The 17,519-nt window shown below is 44.9% G+C and carries 14 protein-coding genes and 2 pseudogenes; 5 read left to right on the forward strand and 11 right to left on the reverse strand.

Features of this window, described 5'->3' with window-relative positions; genetic code table 11:
• A pseudogene (locus tag A3738_RS31340) lies at positions 1-3,122 on the forward strand (hypothetical protein); the annotation flags it as partial.
• Positions 3,123-3,515: 393 nt separating this feature from the next.
• Here the strand turns inward: A3738_RS31340 and A3738_RS20835 are convergent.
• The gene (locus tag A3738_RS20835; protein WP_156502858.1) at positions 3,516-4,115 is read right to left on the reverse strand and encodes a hypothetical protein; all 600 of its coding nucleotides are present in this window, start codon (positions 4,113-4,115) and stop codon (positions 3,516-3,518) included.
• Positions 4,116-4,256: 141 nt separating this feature from the next.
• On the opposite strand from A3738_RS20835, the gene A3738_RS20840 reads away from it, so the two are divergent.
• The gene (locus A3738_RS20840) at positions 4,257-4,808 is read left to right on the forward strand and encodes a DUF4136 domain-containing protein (RefSeq protein WP_068474330.1); all 552 of its coding nucleotides are present in this window, start codon (positions 4,257-4,259) and stop codon (positions 4,806-4,808) included.
• A 130-nt stretch (positions 4,809-4,938) separates the two neighbouring features.
• Here A3738_RS20840 and A3738_RS31345 read toward each other — a convergent pair whose 3' ends face one another.
• The 4 genes and pseudogenes from A3738_RS31345 to A3738_RS32690 all read right to left on the reverse strand — a co-directional run.
• Positions 4,939-5,622 carry an HlyD family secretion protein gene (locus A3738_RS31345; RefSeq protein WP_197472593.1) on the reverse strand — a complete coding sequence of 228 codons (684 nt, stop codon included), beginning with the start codon at positions 5,620-5,622 and terminating at the stop codon, positions 4,939-4,941.
• A gap of 45 nt (positions 5,623-5,667) precedes the next feature.
• Positions 5,668-6,009 carry a biotin/lipoyl-binding protein gene (locus A3738_RS31350; RefSeq protein ID WP_197472594.1) on the reverse strand — a complete coding sequence of 114 codons (342 nt, stop codon included), beginning with the start codon at positions 6,007-6,009 and terminating at the stop codon, positions 5,668-5,670.
• 12 nt (positions 6,010-6,021) lie between these two features.
• Positions 6,022-6,210: a hypothetical protein gene (locus A3738_RS29515; protein WP_369819824.1), complete on the reverse strand. Its 189-nt coding sequence runs from the start codon at positions 6,208-6,210 to the stop codon at positions 6,022-6,024.
• Positions 6,165-6,290: pseudogene (locus A3738_RS32690) on the reverse strand (hypothetical protein); the annotation flags it as partial. The pseudogene A3738_RS32690 and the gene A3738_RS29515, both read right to left, overlap by 46 nt.
• A 217-nt stretch (positions 6,291-6,507) precedes the next feature.
• On the opposite strand from A3738_RS32690, the gene A3738_RS20850 reads away from it, so the two are divergent.
• From A3738_RS20850 to A3738_RS20860, 3 genes are all read left to right on the forward strand, one after another.
• Positions 6,508-6,984 (forward strand): hypothetical protein, encoded by a 477-nt coding sequence (locus A3738_RS20850; RefSeq protein ID WP_068474332.1) that lies wholly within the window; start codon positions 6,508-6,510, stop codon positions 6,982-6,984.
• Positions 6,985-7,232: 248 nt separating this feature from the next.
• On the forward strand, positions 7,233-8,078 hold the full coding sequence (locus A3738_RS20855; protein WP_068474340.1) for a helix-turn-helix transcriptional regulator: 846 nt from the start codon (positions 7,233-7,235) through the stop codon (positions 8,076-8,078).
• Positions 8,079-8,104: 26 nt separating this feature from the next.
• Positions 8,105-9,172, forward strand: coding sequence for a lipase secretion chaperone (locus tag A3738_RS20860; protein WP_068474342.1), 1,068 nt, complete (start codon positions 8,105-8,107; stop codon positions 9,170-9,172).
• 204 nt (positions 9,173-9,376) lie between these two features.
• Here A3738_RS20860 and A3738_RS20865 read toward each other — a convergent pair whose 3' ends face one another.
• The 6 genes from A3738_RS20865 to A3738_RS20890 form a co-directional block, all read right to left on the reverse strand.
• Positions 9,377-10,474, reverse strand: coding sequence for a triacylglycerol lipase (locus A3738_RS20865; RefSeq protein WP_082878624.1), 1,098 nt, complete (start codon positions 10,472-10,474; stop codon positions 9,377-9,379).
• A 207-nt stretch (positions 10,475-10,681) separates the two neighbouring features.
• Entirely contained in the window at positions 10,682-12,079 is a 1,398-nt protein-coding gene (locus A3738_RS20870) for an NAD(P)(+) transhydrogenase (Re/Si-specific) subunit beta (protein ID WP_082878625.1), read from the reverse strand.
• A 2-nt stretch (positions 12,080-12,081) separates the two neighbouring features.
• Entirely contained in the window at positions 12,082-12,369 is a 288-nt protein-coding gene (locus A3738_RS20875) for an NAD(P) transhydrogenase subunit alpha (protein ID WP_068474346.1), read from the reverse strand.
• The gene (locus A3738_RS20880; RefSeq protein WP_068473597.1) at positions 12,370-13,518 is read right to left on the reverse strand and encodes a Re/Si-specific NAD(P)(+) transhydrogenase subunit alpha; all 1,149 of its coding nucleotides are present in this window, start codon (positions 13,516-13,518) and stop codon (positions 12,370-12,372) included.
• The gene (gene mqo, locus A3738_RS20885; protein WP_255376191.1) at positions 13,512-15,044 is read right to left on the reverse strand and encodes a malate dehydrogenase (quinone); all 1,533 of its coding nucleotides are present in this window, start codon (positions 15,042-15,044) and stop codon (positions 13,512-13,514) included. Before mqo ends, A3738_RS20880 begins: the two co-directional genes overlap by 7 nt.
• A gap of 363 nt (positions 15,045-15,407) precedes the next feature.
• Positions 15,408-17,519, reverse strand: a 2,112-nt coding sequence (locus A3738_RS20890) for a methyl-accepting chemotaxis protein (protein WP_068763826.1), incomplete at its 5' end; no start/stop codon positions are given.

Below are 17,519 nucleotides of genomic sequence, written 5' to 3' on the forward strand. Positions count from 1 at the left end.
GTTACACCATCAGCGATGTGCCGTTAGATGCTACGTTATCTGCTGGCACTGACAATGGAGATGGTAGCTGGACGTTGACAGCCGCTGAGCTTGCCGGTCTCACGATCACGCCAGCAATAGGCCATCTAAGCGATATCGTTCTGCAGGTCACGATTCATAATGAAGATGTTGATCCCGATGATAGCAGCCAAGTCGATAGCAATAGTGCAACGACGTCAATGACTGTAACAATTAATCCGGTTATTGATGGCCCGAACCCGGTTGACCCAGTCGATCCGACTGATCCAATCGATCCAACGAACCCGAGCGCGGATGGCAATCCATTAACAGGAACGGTAAGCACGTTAGAGGATACTGAGGTCGATCTTGAACTGGGTCCATTAACCGCTGTTGATAGCACTGAAACGATCAGCAGTGTCACGATCGGTGGCGTGCCAACCGGAGCGATTTTGTCAGCGGGTACGAACAACGGTGATGGCACCTGGACAGTGGATCCTGCTGATCTTGACGGTTTGAGCCTTACGCCAGTCGAACATTCCAGCGATGACTTTACATTAACGACTGAAGTAACGTTCACACAGAGTGGTGCTAGTCAAGTTTATAATGGTTCGGTAGAGGTTACCGTCGAGGCGGTTGCCGATACGCCTATTGTGGCGGCGGCTTCTGACGGCGTTTCAAGTGGCGCTGCAACTGGACAAAATTTATTTACTAACGGAGATTTACAAGGTACGCCAGTTAATGGGTTCCTTGACGGAATGAATCTCTCTGGTTGGTCTACTGAATTTGGTTCACCAGATGTTAATGATGAAGATAATGCTGCAGGAGGTGCCGCTTCCGGTAGCTGGATCAACACACCTATAGTCTCTGGCAATGGAGGAACTTGGGTTGGTATGGGCATCATGGAAGATTTCAAAGAGGGTATCTCTCAAACCGTATCTCTAGCAGCAAATCAGGACTACATGATTAGTTTTGAACAGGCTAGTTTTGGGTTGCAGACGGGCCACCTCATGTTTGAAAACAATGCTTATATAAAAGTGAGTTATACAGGTCCAAATGGCGTAAATACTCTTATAGGTTCAAGTTCGGTTATTAGCGCGCCTGCATCTTGGGATATGCAAACTATGACCTTTACTGCGCCAGAATCTGGTAGTTATGAAATCATTTTTGAGATAGCCAATCCGGGTGCAGCTGAGTTGGCATATCTTGAAATAGATGGTGTGGAAATCACTGAGGTAGACGACGCCTCCATCGCTCTTGATATTACCTCTAGCCTGACGGATAACGATGGGTCTGAGTCAATTACTGGGTACACGATCAGTGGTGTGCCACTGGACGCAACGTTATCAGCAGGTACTGATAATGGTACAGGAGTATGGACGTTGACAGCAGAGGACGTTGCAGACCTCAGTATTACGCCAGCGGCGGATTACGAGGGTGATATTGATCTGCAAATAACGGTATACAACGAAGATGTTGACCCAGACGATAGCAGCCAAGTCGATAGCAATAGTGCGACGACAACCTTGACCATATCAGTGGAAGCTGATGAAGATGCTCTAGCACCAACGTTAAACTTTACCTTGGGTGATGAACAAATATCTGCAGTTGGCAGCATCGAGATCGATAATTTAAACCTTATTCATCAAGGTGTTATCCAGATGAATAGCAACGTTCAAGGCACTAATAATGCCGATTATGTGATAATCACGGGTACGCAAAACAACGCCGGCGGTGTGTCAACGTTTAATGGTAATGACTTGATTTATGTACAAGGTTGGGGGAATGCGCAGAACGTCTCTGTTGACGGCGGCGGTGGCTCCGGTGATACGTTGATGCTGAACATGTCCGCTGTCCAAAGTCTCGCTCCTAGTGGTACAACCTCGGGTTCTGTGACATTTGTTGGAGGCGGTAACCTAATCTATAACAACATAGAGACACTTGTTCAAGATACCTCTGACACTGTAACGATGACAAGGAGTTTGTCACTAATGGCGGATTTGGCTACCGATGATGGCAGTGAGAGCTTATCACCAGTGACCTTCTCAGGCTTTCCCAGTGGTGTCGAGTTGTTAGAAGGCAACACTACTTTGGCGGTGAGTGATGGCAGTGATTTTGACATCGCAGTCAGTGCAGGTGTTAGCCGCTCCATGACTATAGAGCATGCTGCCAATGTCAATGTTACGGTAAGCGCTAGCGTTAACGCGACTAATATCGCCTCTGGAGATACAGCGACAACTCAAGTTTCGCAAGTGATTGACGACATCCTCGTTGGTCTTGAGTATGAGACTAGCTCGGGTGCAAGAGGTGTCACCGACGCAGAGGGTATTATTAGCTTTGATCAGCGCGATACCATTCGGTTTAGCGTTGGCGCGGTAGTGATTGGTGAGTTAATAGCGGCAAATGTTCAAGGCAGAGCAATTTTTCTGACTGATTTCCAACCGGTTAACGGTGCTGTCGCAAGCAGTGATTACTTGACTAATATGGCGGTGTTCTTGCAGTCTATTGATAGCAACCAGCTGCCAGATGATGGGATCGTTATCGAGGCAGAGACTCGACAGGCGTTTGCCTTGAATGATGCTGATTTGGCCCTCCTATCGCTTAATGAGGTTAATGTGATGTTGGTCGAAAAGGGTTTCCAGCCGGTGGAGCCTGCCCAAGCATTGCAACATGTGTCTGAGAATCTGGCCGAATACAGTGCAGATAACACCGCAATCAATATGGTAGAACTAAGTTTAGATGCGCTAGGTTTGAATTATGCAACTGAAGATGCCGCTCTTAATCCGGGCCAGACTTTGCAAATCGAAGGTTTGCCAGAGGAGGCGATAGCCTCTGATGGTAAGTGGGTTGACGGCGTTTTGACTATAGAGCAGGCCCATGCAGAGCAGGTGGCGGATCTGAAAATTATCTTACCTGAGCAAGTGGTTGCGGAACTTGAGGTATCTGCGACCATTAAATTAAGCCAGCAGGACGAGACCGATTTGCAGCTCATCGATAGTGATATAGTAATGGTTGAGGAGGAGAATGCTATGGCGTTGATGGAGCCTGTCTGTGATTGTCAGCTTTATCCTGATAGTGATGAACAAATAATCATCAGCGCCAGTGAAGAGGTGCTTGTGGGCTAATTGTTACTCAGAGAGTGTCCCTGAAACACTCATCGATATACTAATTAAGGGGGGCACTCTTTTGTTGATCGTTTTTTATAAACAACTACTCGGCGCATGATTAGGTCTTTTTGTTCGAACATATTGACTGGTCTTTATTTGGCAAAAGCCTCTGATTTTTAAGTTTTTAGAGGAAGGTTTCGGTGTCAAAATTGACGTGTTTTGACTTAATTTGTCGGAACGCATACTTTGTAAGTTATTGATTTATCACTCTAAATGGCTGTATAAGCCCTCAGTTTCAGCGTTTGAATCCCTGGCTCACCGCCATTTTTCATTGAAGTCGAATGCCTCCATCTAAGTTGCTTAACTGATAAAACTCTTCGTTATTTGCGTTAATGCTTAGTTTTTAATTTCTCAGTTATCTGAAAATAAATACTTCATCAGTTTGTCTATCGTTTCATCGAATGATTGCTCCGTCCTCGATGAATATTCCTTGAGCATGATGAGGGCTTCTTTGGTTACTTGTTCTGTTGAGGGTAGTTCTATCCCGCATAGTTTATCGATTTCACTAACTGGCTCATCTAATGTTAATAGCGACTCAAGTGCGTCAAGTTCGTTCATTGTTTGACAGCCGGTTATTACGTCGGAGCTTGTCATAGCGACATTAGCTGCAATGCCGATGATTGGAACCGATGAAGGTACTAATGCTGCGGTGTTGGCGGTTATATTTTTCGCTATTCGGGTTTTAGCGCGCGAGCTGATTGCTCTGGCGTGTTTTGCATTGGCTTTGATTCGCGCTTGTTGCTTTTTAACCTTCGCGTTTTCTGTTTTAAGTTTCTTATTCTCTTGTTTTATCAATTTTGCTTGCGCTGATTTACTATCTCGCATCAGGTTAGATATCGGGATGTGGGTCATAGCACTCGCTAACAGGTCGTAAAACTTAGAACTGGTGATTGAGAGAATGTTCGTTGCTAACAGAGTGAATAGCGTCGCTGCGTAAATTGATTTTTTCATAAATGATTTTCGATCCATAAATCAAAATTGGTTTATACAGTGCAATTGCTGACTTTCATACTATATACATCGTACTGTTAAATTTATTGTTTCATGACGGATGTTCTCCGGAATTTAAGTCTTGGATAAATCGGAGAGTGTATGAATAAGTTAATCAGCTTAGGTATAGCGTGTTTGGTCGCAGCACTTAGCGGCTGCGCAGTGAATCAGGAGCTAGTGAAAGATATAAGTTTGGAAACCGAGAAGCATCCAAGAGCAAATCTGGCGGGCTACAAAACTTACAGTTGGATAGGGTCGACCGCTTTAATGATTGATCCTGGACACAAAATTCATTCTCGGGGATTTAATGGAGGTCTAGAGTTTGAATACCTAGTGAATAAAAAAATGCGAGAGCTTGGCTTTTCGCAATTAGCGCAATCACGTGAGCTTGGGATTGCGTATACTGTTGGCGTTGTGACCGATATTCCTGAAATTCCTAACGAGACAATGAAGCAGCTTAAATTACTCGGTGACAAGCCTGCGATTGGCCTTCGTATCGTTGCGGTTGATATGGCGACACAAACCCCAGTATGGGCTGGTGGAGTAGTCGGGAATCTTATGCAGGAACGATCGGATGAAGAGGCTCAGAAGCGATTGGAATACGTCGTTGATGGTTTGTTCAGTGACTTTATACAGCCTGCTTCAGAGTATTAACGGTTGTCGAGAAGTAAAGGGCTTCAATCGCTTTATCGTATTGAAGCCCCGGTATTTATTTAATCGGATATACGTATTTCAGCCAGCCCAGCATTCAGAGCAAAATCCTTCGAATGGCTGATACGTGCATTTAGTAATCTTCATAATTTAGGGCGACGGCCTGTCCTTGAATGCCAAGAGGCAGGTTATAGTCATTAAGATCTTCTTCAAATTCTATAATTCCGATAGCAAAACCAGGTTGCGCTATTCTGTTTGTCGCTATGAGTGCGCCTCCTGCTTGGAATTCACCTTCTGCCATCGCTGGTTGTAAATCCACAAGCTTGCCTTCAAATACATGACCAGACACTGCATCTAATATTACTTCAGCCTCTAAGCCAACTTTCATGCGTAGGAGTGAGTTTTGCCAAAATCTGGCAGCGATACGTCTTTTTTCTGTAGGTATGAAAGACATTGCTGGGCGCAAGGGTAGTGCTGCTGCAAATGTGCCCCGGCGAATGCCTACTTGTACTGGAGTGCCATCTGACGGTGCTCTAATGATTGTACGGTCCAAGTCAAGTTGTGCACGGTTTCTAGCTTCAATGAGCTGTGCAACAATTGTATTCTCGCCGGCTATTATCGACTCTGCAATCAGTTCTTGGCGCTTCTCATCAGCTTGCGCTGGGTGATATGCCGCTTTTGCTTCTTCAAATAATTTCTTTCGGTTATCGACTTGTTGTGAAAAAGGGGATGCGGAGCCTGTCGATTCGTGGCCTGTTTTGAAGCGCAAGTAGGTAGTTTGTGCTCGCTCAAAATTTGCCTTTGCCTTCTGTGTCACGGCTTTAGCACTTTCTAGCGCTGCGTCTTTTTGCGAGACACTACTTTAAGCGTCGGCTAAAGCTGCCTCGGCTTTTTTAAGGGCAATTTGTTGAGCGCTGTTTTCAATTGTGTACAGGATGTTGCCTTGTTTAACGGCAACATTTGGGGTGATGTTGACGGTTTCGACAATTCCAGAGACTTGGGGAACGATAGGGACCGTGACAAATGCTTCTTTAGCGTACTTCGCGTACGGGTGATTGTAATTCATGACCATCATCAGAGTCGCGACAATTGCAATACCACCTAACACCGCTGTTGGAACGGTCCACTTATTCATTGGGATTTTGAAAATCTTGGATATAGCGATGCAGATTGCTGTATAGGTCATAATAATTAGGATATCCATTAATGATCTCCTTTATCTGACGAAGTGAGCGACGAAATTGTTTTCTTTAACTCCGATATTTCGTCTTCTGAGTTCGGTATTCGATGGTTGTTTGATTTGATCCCCCATCCGGTTTCTTCGTTGTATAGCGTTGCCCAAATCCACAAAAAAAGGCCAGATGACATGCAGTGTGAATAAGCTGCCCCAGCCTGATACATGAATGGCATCTTGGTGGGGTGGTTCCGATGGTAGGCAATCTCGTCTGGAATATCGTGAATGATGATCACGCCATAACAGCACACCAGAATAACGAAAAAAAAGAAACAAAGTGAATTAATCAAGCATGATTTTTCTCACTTTTTATAGCTAAAATACTTTTAAAGTAGCACAGTATGTTTTGTAATTCTCGTCCGTTGAATTGTTTGGGCGTGCTTTATGGTTAGAAGGTTTGCTGCCGATTGATCTACTCTGGTAGCGTATAGGCACAAAACACCACAATAAAAAGGATTGGTGCAGAGTATGAAATTTCAATGTAAGGCGGCGGATATCTCGTTTTTAGAATCTGCGCCAATCAAGCTGTCTTATTCTATTCGCATTAGCTCAGACGCAAAGAGCGTTTATGACGCGCTAATTAATCCGAATACCTGGCCTCATTGGTTTCCTGGGATGACGAGTGCAACTGCGTTATTGGAGGAGGCAGGATGCTTATCTCGGATTGTAACCCTGAATTATTTTATTCTGTTTAGGGAAGAGTTTTTGATTACTCAGCCTAATCAAAAGGTGGCATATCGTGTCTCAGCTGTTTCTATTCCATATGCAGATGAATTAGTGGAAGAGTTTTCAATTCAGCAAATGGAGAAAGAGGTTGAAGTAAAATATCGTATCGGTCTCCGTGTCCACCGTTCTTTATCTTTGCTCAGTGGTTTAGTTGAGAGAATAGGTGCTCGTTCTTATCAAGCTGCTTTGAACAACCTGAAAACGTTCATAGAAAAATAATAAAATTAATGGGTGCCGCTGTCGCAACTGGTTAGGTAGAAGAGGGCGGTAAGTTATTTGTTTTCAAGATGCTTGTATGAACTCACGGTTTGTTTCTTGGATTTTTAATTGCTTAATCCTGCGCACATTTTGAACACGTCTTCCTGAGATTATTTCTAAGATATGACAGTATTAGAGTATTAGCTCTATATTGGTCGGTGCTGTTTGCAATCCTATAAAAATAAGCAAAATGAAGGAAGAACTTTGGCATGGAATCGACGAGCGCAAGTCCGCTACTTTATTTGTGGGAACAACGTACTCTCCTTATCGGTCGACTTACTGATCCGCTAGATATCTCTACTGGCGCTGCAACACTGATGTTTGGTTTGCATAAACCCATTCGGTTTATTACCAGTGAGATGACTCAGCCAATCGAGTGCAGAACTTTGCTTCTTCCAGCGGGTATGCCAGTCATTATCGATACGCAGGGTGAGCTTTTTGCAAATTGCACTTTAGATCCATTGGGAAAAGACTATCGATTACTTTCTAGTTTGATGAATGCTAACGAAGGTACCGCGTTTTATGATGCTGAGAGCGAAGATATTTATATCAATTGTTTTCTAGAGTTGAGTTCCGCGCCCTTTGATTCTCAGGAAATTCTTCATTCCCTATCGCTCATTCTGCGAACCAACGAAATTATTGGTGTTGAGCATAATTATTGGCTTGATAAACGAATTAAGAGTGTTATCGAACATATTCAGTCAACTATAAGTGAAAACCTATCCCTTTCTGATCTCGCTAATGTTGCAAACTTATCTCAATCGAGGTTGATGGAACTTTTTAAAAAGCAGACGGGCATACCCATTAGGCGCTATAGACTTTGGTGCCGTTTGTATAAGACTACGGAAAATGTGGGGGCAGGGATGACATTGACCGATGCTGCGGCTGAAGCAGGCTTTACTGATTCTTCTCACTTCAACAAAAGTTTTCGGTCGATGTTAGGAATGAATCCGTCGCAGATTTTTGGTCAAACAAAGCAGCTTCACGTTATATTGCCTGAACAAGAACGAAGTGCTTCGCCCAAATTCGAATTAAACGAAACACTAATTGATTAATTTGAGTCGCTAAAGGTCATTTGGATATGAAAAAAAGGCTAGCGATGAGTGCTGGTTTGGCGAGTGTAGGAGTGCTACTTGGTGCGACATTCCTTATGTCAGACAAGCAGTCTTCGGATCTTGGATCTCAGCTTGAAGATACGCCAAACTCTAATGCGTATCTCGCTGAGAAGCGCAAGAATATTCAAACTCCTTTGAATGAATCTACAGAAATCCATGAAATTTATCCGAATGAGCAGGGCGACACATATTCGTCAGCTTACGGACCTTTAGCAAATTCCTTACGTGGCACAAGCATACCCGGTTATTTTGCGCTGACGGATGACGGAGACTTAGTCGTCACCCCTTCTTTAAAATCTATGATCGATTACTTTTTAGCAGCGTTTGGTGAAGAGCCAATCGAAACTATTATCGGGCGCATCGAAGAGTATTTTACTAGACACCTCGAAGAGCCAGCACGCTCTCAGGCGATTGGTGTTTTGGCTGAGTATATTTTGTATAAAGAGGCTCTAATTGATTTAGAGGGGATTGTCGCTGGCAACAATCTTGTTGCCCCGTCTGGACATGACTACTTAACCCTATTTGAATACCGTCGTGATGCACGAATGAATAGCTTAAGCGCAGATGTTTACGAGGCGTTTTTTGCTGAAGAAGATGCGCTAGACGCATACACTGCCGCGGTATTACAGCGTAAACGAGATGCGAGAGAGGATAGCGTTCGGTCAGGAAGTTTGGTTGATCTTGAAGGCCTCTTGCCCGAGCAAGAACAGAATCTAAAGCAGCTCGATCGTGACAGGAAAAGAATACAAGCTGCTAAGGAAGCCGGAGCTACAGCACAAGAGCTTCATGAACTGCGTCGTAGAGTATATGACGAGAAAACTGTTCAACGATTTGCTGAAGCAGATCAAAAGCAATCTGCTTGGGATGCACGTTTTGCTGAGTATCGGCAAAAAAGGGAATTAGTATTGAATACCAATGGTTTGTCAGATTCTGATAAGCAATTAGAAATTCAGGCCTTGCAAGCATCTATGTTTGATGTGAATGAGCGCAAGCGCTTAGCGACCTTAGATAAAATGGCCGATAGAGAAATCTGAGCCGTTTATTCTTGTTTAATTTTCTTAGGCATTCCAGCCAAATAGTTGCACATTAATCTGATCTCGTCCGCCTTCAACCCCAGTTTTATCTTATATTAAGACTATAAAAAAGCCGCTTCTGGTCACCCATTAGCGGTTTTCTAATTTAAGAGAGGTCAGGTATTTCGATAGAAAAACTGACCTCAATTAGTACAGCAATTGCTATTACAAACCCATGTCTCGGAAACGATCAGCGTGGTTTTTGTATAGCGTCTTAGGATCAGTCTCTAAAAGATTACTCAGACCAAATAGCATATTCGTAGCATCTAAATGGTTCATCCAGCAATCGTCACGAATGTTCTCACCCCAACGTTGCGAGCATTTAGCAACTAAGCCATCTGTCTGTTCGCCATTGTAGTAACCCAATGCGTCAGTAAGCACGAATAAAGCATCACTTATGTCTGCGATATTTGTGGTTGTGCCAATACTTCCCCATGAGTAGTAATGAATGCCGTTAACAAGGTTGGCGCCGTTACCACAATAAGTTGTTGGCTCTCCGTCAGGAAACTCTTCTGTGAAAGCTAATGCGCCTTCAGAAGACATAAACTTAACGGTTTCTAGCGCGTCACTGGCATATTCAGGATTACCTGCGAGTGCGTCGAGTACGTCTCCGGTTAAGTTCAACAAATCTGCCGCTATGCCTTCAAGCGGTCCACCAATAATGTTGTCGACACCCCAATCCGCAAACCCAGAGCCATAGTTGATGCCGTTTACTGATGTCACAGATGACACAATATCAGGGCTGACTGCTGCAACATAGCGTGATGTTGGTGAGCCTAAGCTGTGACCGATCAAGTGTACTTTTGATGCGCCTGTTTCTGGCAATACCGTATTATTGATGTAGCCTAATAGCTGCTCACCACGTTCTTGTGCGGTATCCCATGCGGTTACATTTGGCGTATATACAACTGCGTTTCCTGAGCGCAAAACTGCTGGAATATTCTGGAAATACTCGACAACTCCGATAATTTTGTCGAATTCAGACACGCCGTGAACTAACACAATCGGATACTGCGTGTTGTAGCGATTGTCGTAGTTAATGGCATTCACATTAGCTTTTTCGATAAGGTAGCCCGCGTACTCAATGTCGTACGCGACATGACATACGGGTTGATACCATTTACAGGTGTTAACTGGTGCTGTTGGTAAATCGATAGGCGCAACATAACCGCTGTGCGCATCTCCAAACGCCATAGAGCTAATACCTAAAGAACCCGCGACTGCGAGCAATGATCGTTTAGCTGTTATTTTTAAGTTGAACATGATCTCTCCTTTTATTGTTGTATGAAAATTATTCAACCCGGCCAATGTAAGGAAAAACATGGAGACAAAATTGTATGAAATGACGGAATGTTTGTGATTAGTTTGAAGGTGGCCTGATATGACGAAAAAGCTGCGGTGCGTAAATAAAAAAACCGCACTTCAGAAGCTCCGAAGTGCGGTTTTGGACTTTCTATAACTAAGCTTTGTTTAGAGCTCTTTGATCGCTGAGGTCGTTGCTTGAAGGACTTCTTTTGCGTCGCCTTTTACCATCAAGCTATTGTCACGAATGAATAGGCTGTTTGGTATGCCGGCAAAGCCCGGAGACAAGCTTCGCTTAACGTTAACGACGGTCTTCGCTTTATGCACATCGAGAATAGGCATTCCGAAGATAGGCGAATTTGGATCCTCAGCTGCAGCTGGGTTAACAACATCATTTGCGCCAAGTACGATTGCCACATCAGCCTGAGGAAGCTCAGGATTGATGGTATCCATGTCTTTTAGTTGATCATATGGTATCTCAGCTTCTGCCAACAATACGTTCATGTGGCCAGGCATACGTCCAGCAACAGGGTGTATTGCATAGCTGACTTTAGCTCCACGTGCTTCAAGCTGGTTAGCAAGCTCTTTCACTGCGTGTTGCGCTTGGGCAACCGCAAGTCCATAGCCTGGAACCATCACAACGCTGCGCGCACCGTCTAAGAGTAGTGCAAGGTCATCTGGCGTTGCGTATTTCACTTTGCCGTCATAAAACTCGCTGTCGTTTGACTTCGACTGCGTATCAGCCTGCGGCCCAAATGCACCACCAAAGAGAACGTTTGGTAGTGAACGGTTCATGGCTTTACACATTACTGCAGTCAGGATAAGACCAGACGCGCCAACTAGAGAACCAGTGATGATCAAGCCTTGGTTTTCCAACACGAAACCGGTCGCTGCGCCAGCAAGACCTGAGTAGGCGTTAAGTAGCGCAACAACAACTGGCATATCGGCACCACCAATTGGTTGTACTAGACCGACACCTAGAAACAAGCAGAGGCCGACAATAGCGAGTAGTACAAGGCTAGACAGTTGGCCTTCACCAAACATCATGCTTGCGCATGCAAGAATACCCACGAGGCTCGCTACTGTAATAAGCTGCCATTGTCTTGCGCGCTTACTGTCACCGATAGTTCCTTTTAGCTTAAGAACGGCGACCACTGATCCTGATAGCGTTATTGCACCGATGACGATCGAAGCAAGGATGGCTGCTGACCATACGCCGGTTACCACTGAATTTGCTGCGATTGCAGTTAACCATGTGCTACCAGCAACTGCTAGAGATGCCCCGCCGCCAACGCCGTTAAGGCTTGCTACAAGCTCTGGCATAGACGTCATTGCTGTGCGTTTTGCCAGCAATGCACCAATTGAACCGCCGAGTAAAATACCAGCAATGATCGTAGTGAAACCAATGATGTCGTGGTGAAGAAGTGCTGCGGTTACTGCGATCAACATGCCGATAGCTGAAAGCTGATTTCCGCGTACAGCCGTTTTAGGTTTGGTCATGCCTTTTATGCCGAGGATAAAAAACACAGCCGCTGTTAAGTAAGAAAGATTGACTAAAGCAAACATCATTAGCCCTTTTGCTTAAACATGTTGAGCATACGATCTGTCACCATGAAGCCTGCAACGATGTTGATGCTTGCGAGAGTAACAGCAATAAAACCAAGAACACTTGCAACAGTGGGAGACAAGTGATTTGTACCAGCACTAACAATTGCACCGACGATAACGATGCCAGAGATCGCGTTGGTGCCGCTCATCAGAGGTGTGTGCAAGGTTGGCGGTACTTTGTTTATCAACTCGACGCCAACGAATAAGGCCAAGATGAATATGGTGAAGCTAAGAACGAGCATTTCCATTTATGCATTCTCCTCTTGGTTTGATTCAGCAGGTTCAAAATAAATACTAGTGCCACGAGTCACCTGAGTTGCCGTGACAATTTCATCTTCTTGATTAGGAACAAGGCGACCACCTTCGGTCATGTTCTTAATGAAGTTGATAATGTTTCGATTCAATAGCTGCGATGCATGCACAGGCACACGTGAAGGGTGGTTTACGTGTCCGACTAAGGTAATGCCGTCTAACTCGATTTTTTCGTTCAAGACTGTGCCCTCTGCATTACCGCCTCGCGCTGCCGCAAGGTCAACAATGACGGAGCCGCGCTTCATGCGCTGCATCATTTGTCGCGTGATGAGCTTAGGTGCTGGTTTTCCAGGTACCGCTGCAGTTGTGATGACAAGGTCCGCTCGAGCAACACAATCACCTAGCTGCGAACGTTGAGCTTCGTAGAACGCTTCGGTTTTTGCTGTGGCATATCCATTGCTATCGGAGCTTTTCTCTGAGTCTGATTCTTCAACTTTGATCTCAATAAACTCAGCGCCAAGACTTTCGACTTGTTCTTTCACTTCTGGGCGTAAGTCGTATGCTTCAACGACAGCACCTAAACGACGTGCCGTTGCGATTGCCATCAAGCCAGCAACACCTGCACCGATCACTAAAACACGTGCAGGGTGAATGGTGCCCGCAGCCGTCATTAGCATCGGGAAGTAACGAGGCAAAGACATCGCGCCGCGCAATACTGAGCGATAACCACTGATGCCAGCCATTGCGCTCAATACGTCCATAGATTGAGCACGCGTTGAACGTGGCACAAGGTCAAGGGCGAACGAGTCGATAGAGCGTGCTGCAAGATTTTGAATTAGTGGAACGTTATCCCACGGCTCCATAATGCTGATCAATGTCGACTCAGGACGAAGAAGCTTTGCTTCTTCTTCTGTAGGTGCGAGAACCTTCACGACAATATTTGCTTGTCGATACAGTGACTCTGCATCATCAGCGATAATTGCACCGCTATTGCGGTACTCTTCATCGGTAAAGTGTGCGCCGTCGCCAGCACCTTGTTCAACGATAACTTCGTAACCGGCCTCAAGCAGTTCTGGCACGCCAGCAGGAATAATCGCAACGCGATTTTCTTGTGCTTGAGATTCTTTCGGAATTCCGATCAACATAAGGTTGACTCCATATGAGGGTTTGATTCTAAAAAGCTTGGCACTGTGCTTACTGAATCTGATAAGCCCAGTGTTGAATGTGTAAATGCTCTAACATTTGCTAAGAGTTGAGCATCGTTTTTCAATGAGTGTCCGTAACTTGGAATTAGCGATTGAAGCGTGACTAAGTGACTGCCTTGAGTCAGTTCAGGCATACAACGTTCAATGACATCAAGCATTGCTGATACACAGGTCGACGCACCTGGGGAGGCACCCATAAGTGCCGCCAAAGAGCGATCTTTGGTTGCTAATACTTCTGTTCCAAATTCCAAAGAGCCTTTTCCTCGTGCTCCTGTTTTAATGATTTGCACGCGCTGACCAGCACGGCGTAACTGCCATTCGCTATGATCAGCGTGTGGTAAGAACCCATTTAAGTGAGTAAGTCTTGCGTCACGTGAACTGAGTGCTTCTTTTACTAAGTACTGCGTAAGAGACCAGTTGTTACGAGCAACGTGTAAAAGGTTGGCAATATTGTCTAAACGCACGCTACGAATAAGATCTAGGATGTTGCCTTGTTTTAAAAATTTCGTCGTAAAGCCTGCAAATGGTCCGAACAGTAGTGCAGGCTTACCATCAATGTAACGTGTATCTAAATGAGGGACAGACATAGGTGGTGCACCTACCTCAGCTTGGCTATACACCTTCGCGTTGTGAGACAACGCAAGCTCTTCGTTTTGGCATGCTAACCAAATACCTGAGACTGGGAAGCCTCCATAACCTTTAGCTTCCTTGACGCCAGATTTTTGCAGTAAAGATAAGCTAGCGCCGCCAGCACCAATGAATACAAAACCTGAATTAAATACCGTACGTTCACCAGACTTTACGTTCTGAACTGTGACATGCCAGCGATCACCTTGTTTATCTAGGTTTACGACGCGGGAACTTACCCTTACATCGACATTTTCTAGCGAGGATAAGTGTACCGCCGACATACGCGTAAGCGCGCCGAAGTTAACATCAGAGCCGTGCTGGACTCGCGTCGCGGCCATCGATTCGTTGCTTGAGCGACCAGCAGTAATCAGCGGCAGCCATTGATTTAGCTCAGAAGGATCATTGGAATATTCCATTCCGTCGAATAACGCGTTCTTTGATAATGAACGATGGCGTTCAGCAAGAAATCTGGAGGCTTGCTCGCCTTTGACCCAGCTCAAATGTGGTACTTGCTTTATGAAGTCTTCGGAGCGAGCGAAAACACCTTTTTGGGTCAGTGAACTCCAAAATTGTAGAGAGTTTTCAAATTGCTCATTAATAGCGAGTGCTCGATCAGGAGATACGCTTCCATCGTTACTTTGCGGTGTATAATTGAGTTCGCAATATCCAGCATGCCCAGTCCCTGCATTGTTCCATGCATCTGAACTTTCGTTACCGAATCGTTCCGCTTGTTCGATAAGTGTCATAGAGCGAGTGTTGTCTAGCTCCGAGACTAATGTTGCGAGCGTTGCACTCATGATGCCGCCGCCTATCATTAATATGTCTGTTTGAATCACGATGTATGCCTCTACTACAAGGTATGGTTGCGCGCATCGTAATGGCGGTTTTAGAGATGAACTATTCGATAAAACCTGACCAAGCGATCGAGATCATCGAATTAATTGGATTGACTGTGTGACGTAGTTCCGAGTTTTTGGTTAAGTTGCTGATTTATATGAAATTTTATTTCTTATATAGGGAAAATTATTCTCTTTATAAGAAAAGCCGATGTTATCATTATGGCTATCACTTTTTCTTATGGTTTGTATAAATGCCTTATGTGGTGGGGTTTTTCAGGTGGTCTCAAACTCGTTTTCGACGATAAAACAAGAGAGGTAGCGTTTTAGTTTTGCAAGAAATTACAATGAGGGTAGTTATTATTACTTCGAAATTTCTTGTGCTTCAGAGTGGTTATTCGATTCGTTAGAGAATTGGCCAACAAGTTCATGCAGTTGAGATGCTAATGACGCAATGTCGTTCCCAATCTCTTGGATTTGATGGGATGCCGTCGTTGACTCAGAGGTAATTTGCGCTGTTTGGTCGACATTCTCTTTGATGTCGTTGGCTAAGTTTGTATTGATGTTGGTATTGTATTTGATTTCTCGGTTAATTCCGGCGATGTAATCACTCGATTCTACAACTTGATCAAGTGATTTGCCGGCGAGTTGGGATGACTCAGTGCTGCGTTCGCTGCTTTCTTTACTAGCACGCATGACGGCAACTGCGTTCTCTGTTCCGACTTTTAGATTGTTAACCGTCGTCGTAATGGCTGCTGTTTCATGTTGAATTTTGTGGGACAGACTGCGGACTTCGTCTGCGACCACAGCGAACCCTCTGCCATTTTCGCCGGCTCGAGCAGCCTCAATTGCTGCGTTAAGTGCGAGTAGATTGGTCTGCTCGGAGATCGAATCAATCACCGCGAGTAGGCTTGCTACCTCATTTGTGTCGTTTTCTACACCTGCGAGAGCTTCTGCTGCGTTTGTAATCTCTTGCTCGACATCTTGAATTGATTCGACCGCCCGCTGCGTCGCTGCTTTGCCTTTTTCAGAATTAGACTTGGCCTCGTTGGCAGCATCTGACGCTAGATTTGCGCGTTCGGCGTTACTAGTAATACTATCCAGAATTTGGCTGATCGCAGCCTGAATATTCTCAATCTGTTGACGTTGTTGTATGGCTTGTTGGTTTCCTGTTCGCGATAAGTCAGTCAATTGATTTGCTTGGCTGCTTAGGGATCGAGATGTTTCTTCAGTGCGTTCAACAAGTGTTGCAAGCTTTTCAACGAAAACATTAAAGCTTTTAGCAAAACCGGATATTTCATTGTCGCCGTCTTCATTCAGACGACTAGATAAGGTCGCATCGCCATGCGCAATGTCATGCATTTTATCGCCCATATTTTCTAATGGCTTGAATAATAAATTAGCGCTAAACCAAATAAGTATGGCGGCAAGCGCTGCGACAATGATGGTAAGTAACAAAAGGCTTACGCTTAAGTCCTGTGCAAGCGCAGATGCTGCTGAGAAGGCTTCGTTTTTATCAATTTCGCTAATGATGGCCCAATTGAAACCCTCAACATTGATTGGAGCATAGGCAGACAACACTTCTCGACCATCTTGTTGAGTGATGCTAGCAAAGCCCGATTTGCCCGAAAGAGCATTCTGTGTCGCAGTAGTGTCAATAGTGTGTAAGCCGATTCCGGAACCGAGAGATTTAATCTGATCAATCGTGTCGCTATCTATGCTGCTTGCTTGGAGGCGCTCGAAGTAGCGCTCAGGGTTTTCGTCGTTGAGACGCATTGTATTGCGTAGCTTTGAGTCAGAACCTACTAGATAGGCTTCGCCGGTTTCACCAAACCCTACTTCTTTCCATGCATGACCATTTGTCATGATTTGGTCGATTTTGTCGATAGGGAATTGAACAGCGATAACGCCACGTACGCGTTTGAACTTAACGATAGGCGTGGCAATGAACGCGGCTTGCGCTTCGAATAAGGGGGTATAAGCGCTAAAGTCCTCGAATACTAATTGACCTTGTTCGGCATTCAGCGCACCGTTGAACGCACGTCCTAATCCTGAGCTCGCGAACGGCCCATTTATGATATTCGTGCCTAGCTCAAAGCCTTTTTTTAATGAGTAGTTTATTCGGCCGTCTGGGCCAATGAGGTAGACGTCACCAAAACCTAGCTTTGTAGAATATTCTAGAAATGTATTGTGATAGCCACTGTGTGCGCCACTATACGAGGAGAACTCGTTGCTAGGGCTCTCCATTTTTTGCTTCTCACCGATAGGGTTAGGGTTCGCGGTGATGTAATGGTATTGCAGTATCCATTGGTTTTTAGTGAAGTCTTTGAAATAGGTGTCTGCATCAATCGGTGACTGGCCTACACGTTCAGTATATGGGGTGAAAAAGTGTTCAGTGAAATAATCTCGTACTTCAGACTTTTCAGCGTCTGAAATACCACTAGATTGCTCAAAGAATGGAAAGGTCGAATCAAA

The organism is Oleiphilus sp. HI0066 (assembly GCF_001635725.1).

Excerpts from the sequence above, each read along its gene's own strand:
- A3738_RS20865 (WP_082878624.1), bottom strand. The coding sequence starts at position 10,474 with ATGTTCAACTTAAAAATAACAGCTAAACGATCATTGCTCGCAGTCGCG.
- A3738_RS20835 (WP_156502858.1), bottom strand. The coding sequence starts at position 4,115 with ATGAAAAAATCAATTTACGCAGCGACGCTATTCACTCTGTTAGCAACG.
- A3738_RS20870 (WP_082878625.1), bottom strand. The coding sequence starts at position 12,079 with ATGTTTGCTTTAGTCAATCTTTCTTACTTAACAGCGGCTGTGTTTTTT.
- A3738_RS20850 (WP_068474332.1), top strand. The coding sequence starts at position 6,508 with ATGAAATTTCAATGTAAGGCGGCGGATATCTCGTTTTTAGAATCTGCG.
- A3738_RS20875 (WP_068474346.1), bottom strand. The coding sequence starts at position 12,369 with ATGGAAATGCTCGTTCTTAGCTTCACCATATTCATCTTGGCCTTATTC.
- A3738_RS20840 (WP_068474330.1), top strand. The coding sequence starts at position 4,257 with ATGAATAAGTTAATCAGCTTAGGTATAGCGTGTTTGGTCGCAGCACTT.
- A3738_RS31350 (WP_197472594.1), bottom strand. The coding sequence starts at position 6,009 with ATGGATATCCTAATTATTATGACCTATACAGCAATCTGCATCGCTATA.
- A3738_RS20880 (WP_068473597.1), bottom strand. The coding sequence starts at position 13,518 with ATGTTGATCGGAATTCCGAAAGAATCTCAAGCACAAGAAAATCGCGTT.
- A3738_RS20860 (WP_068474342.1), top strand. The coding sequence starts at position 8,105 with ATGAAAAAAAGGCTAGCGATGAGTGCTGGTTTGGCGAGTGTAGGAGTG.
- A3738_RS20855 (WP_068474340.1), top strand. The coding sequence starts at position 7,233 with ATGGAATCGACGAGCGCAAGTCCGCTACTTTATTTGTGGGAACAACGT.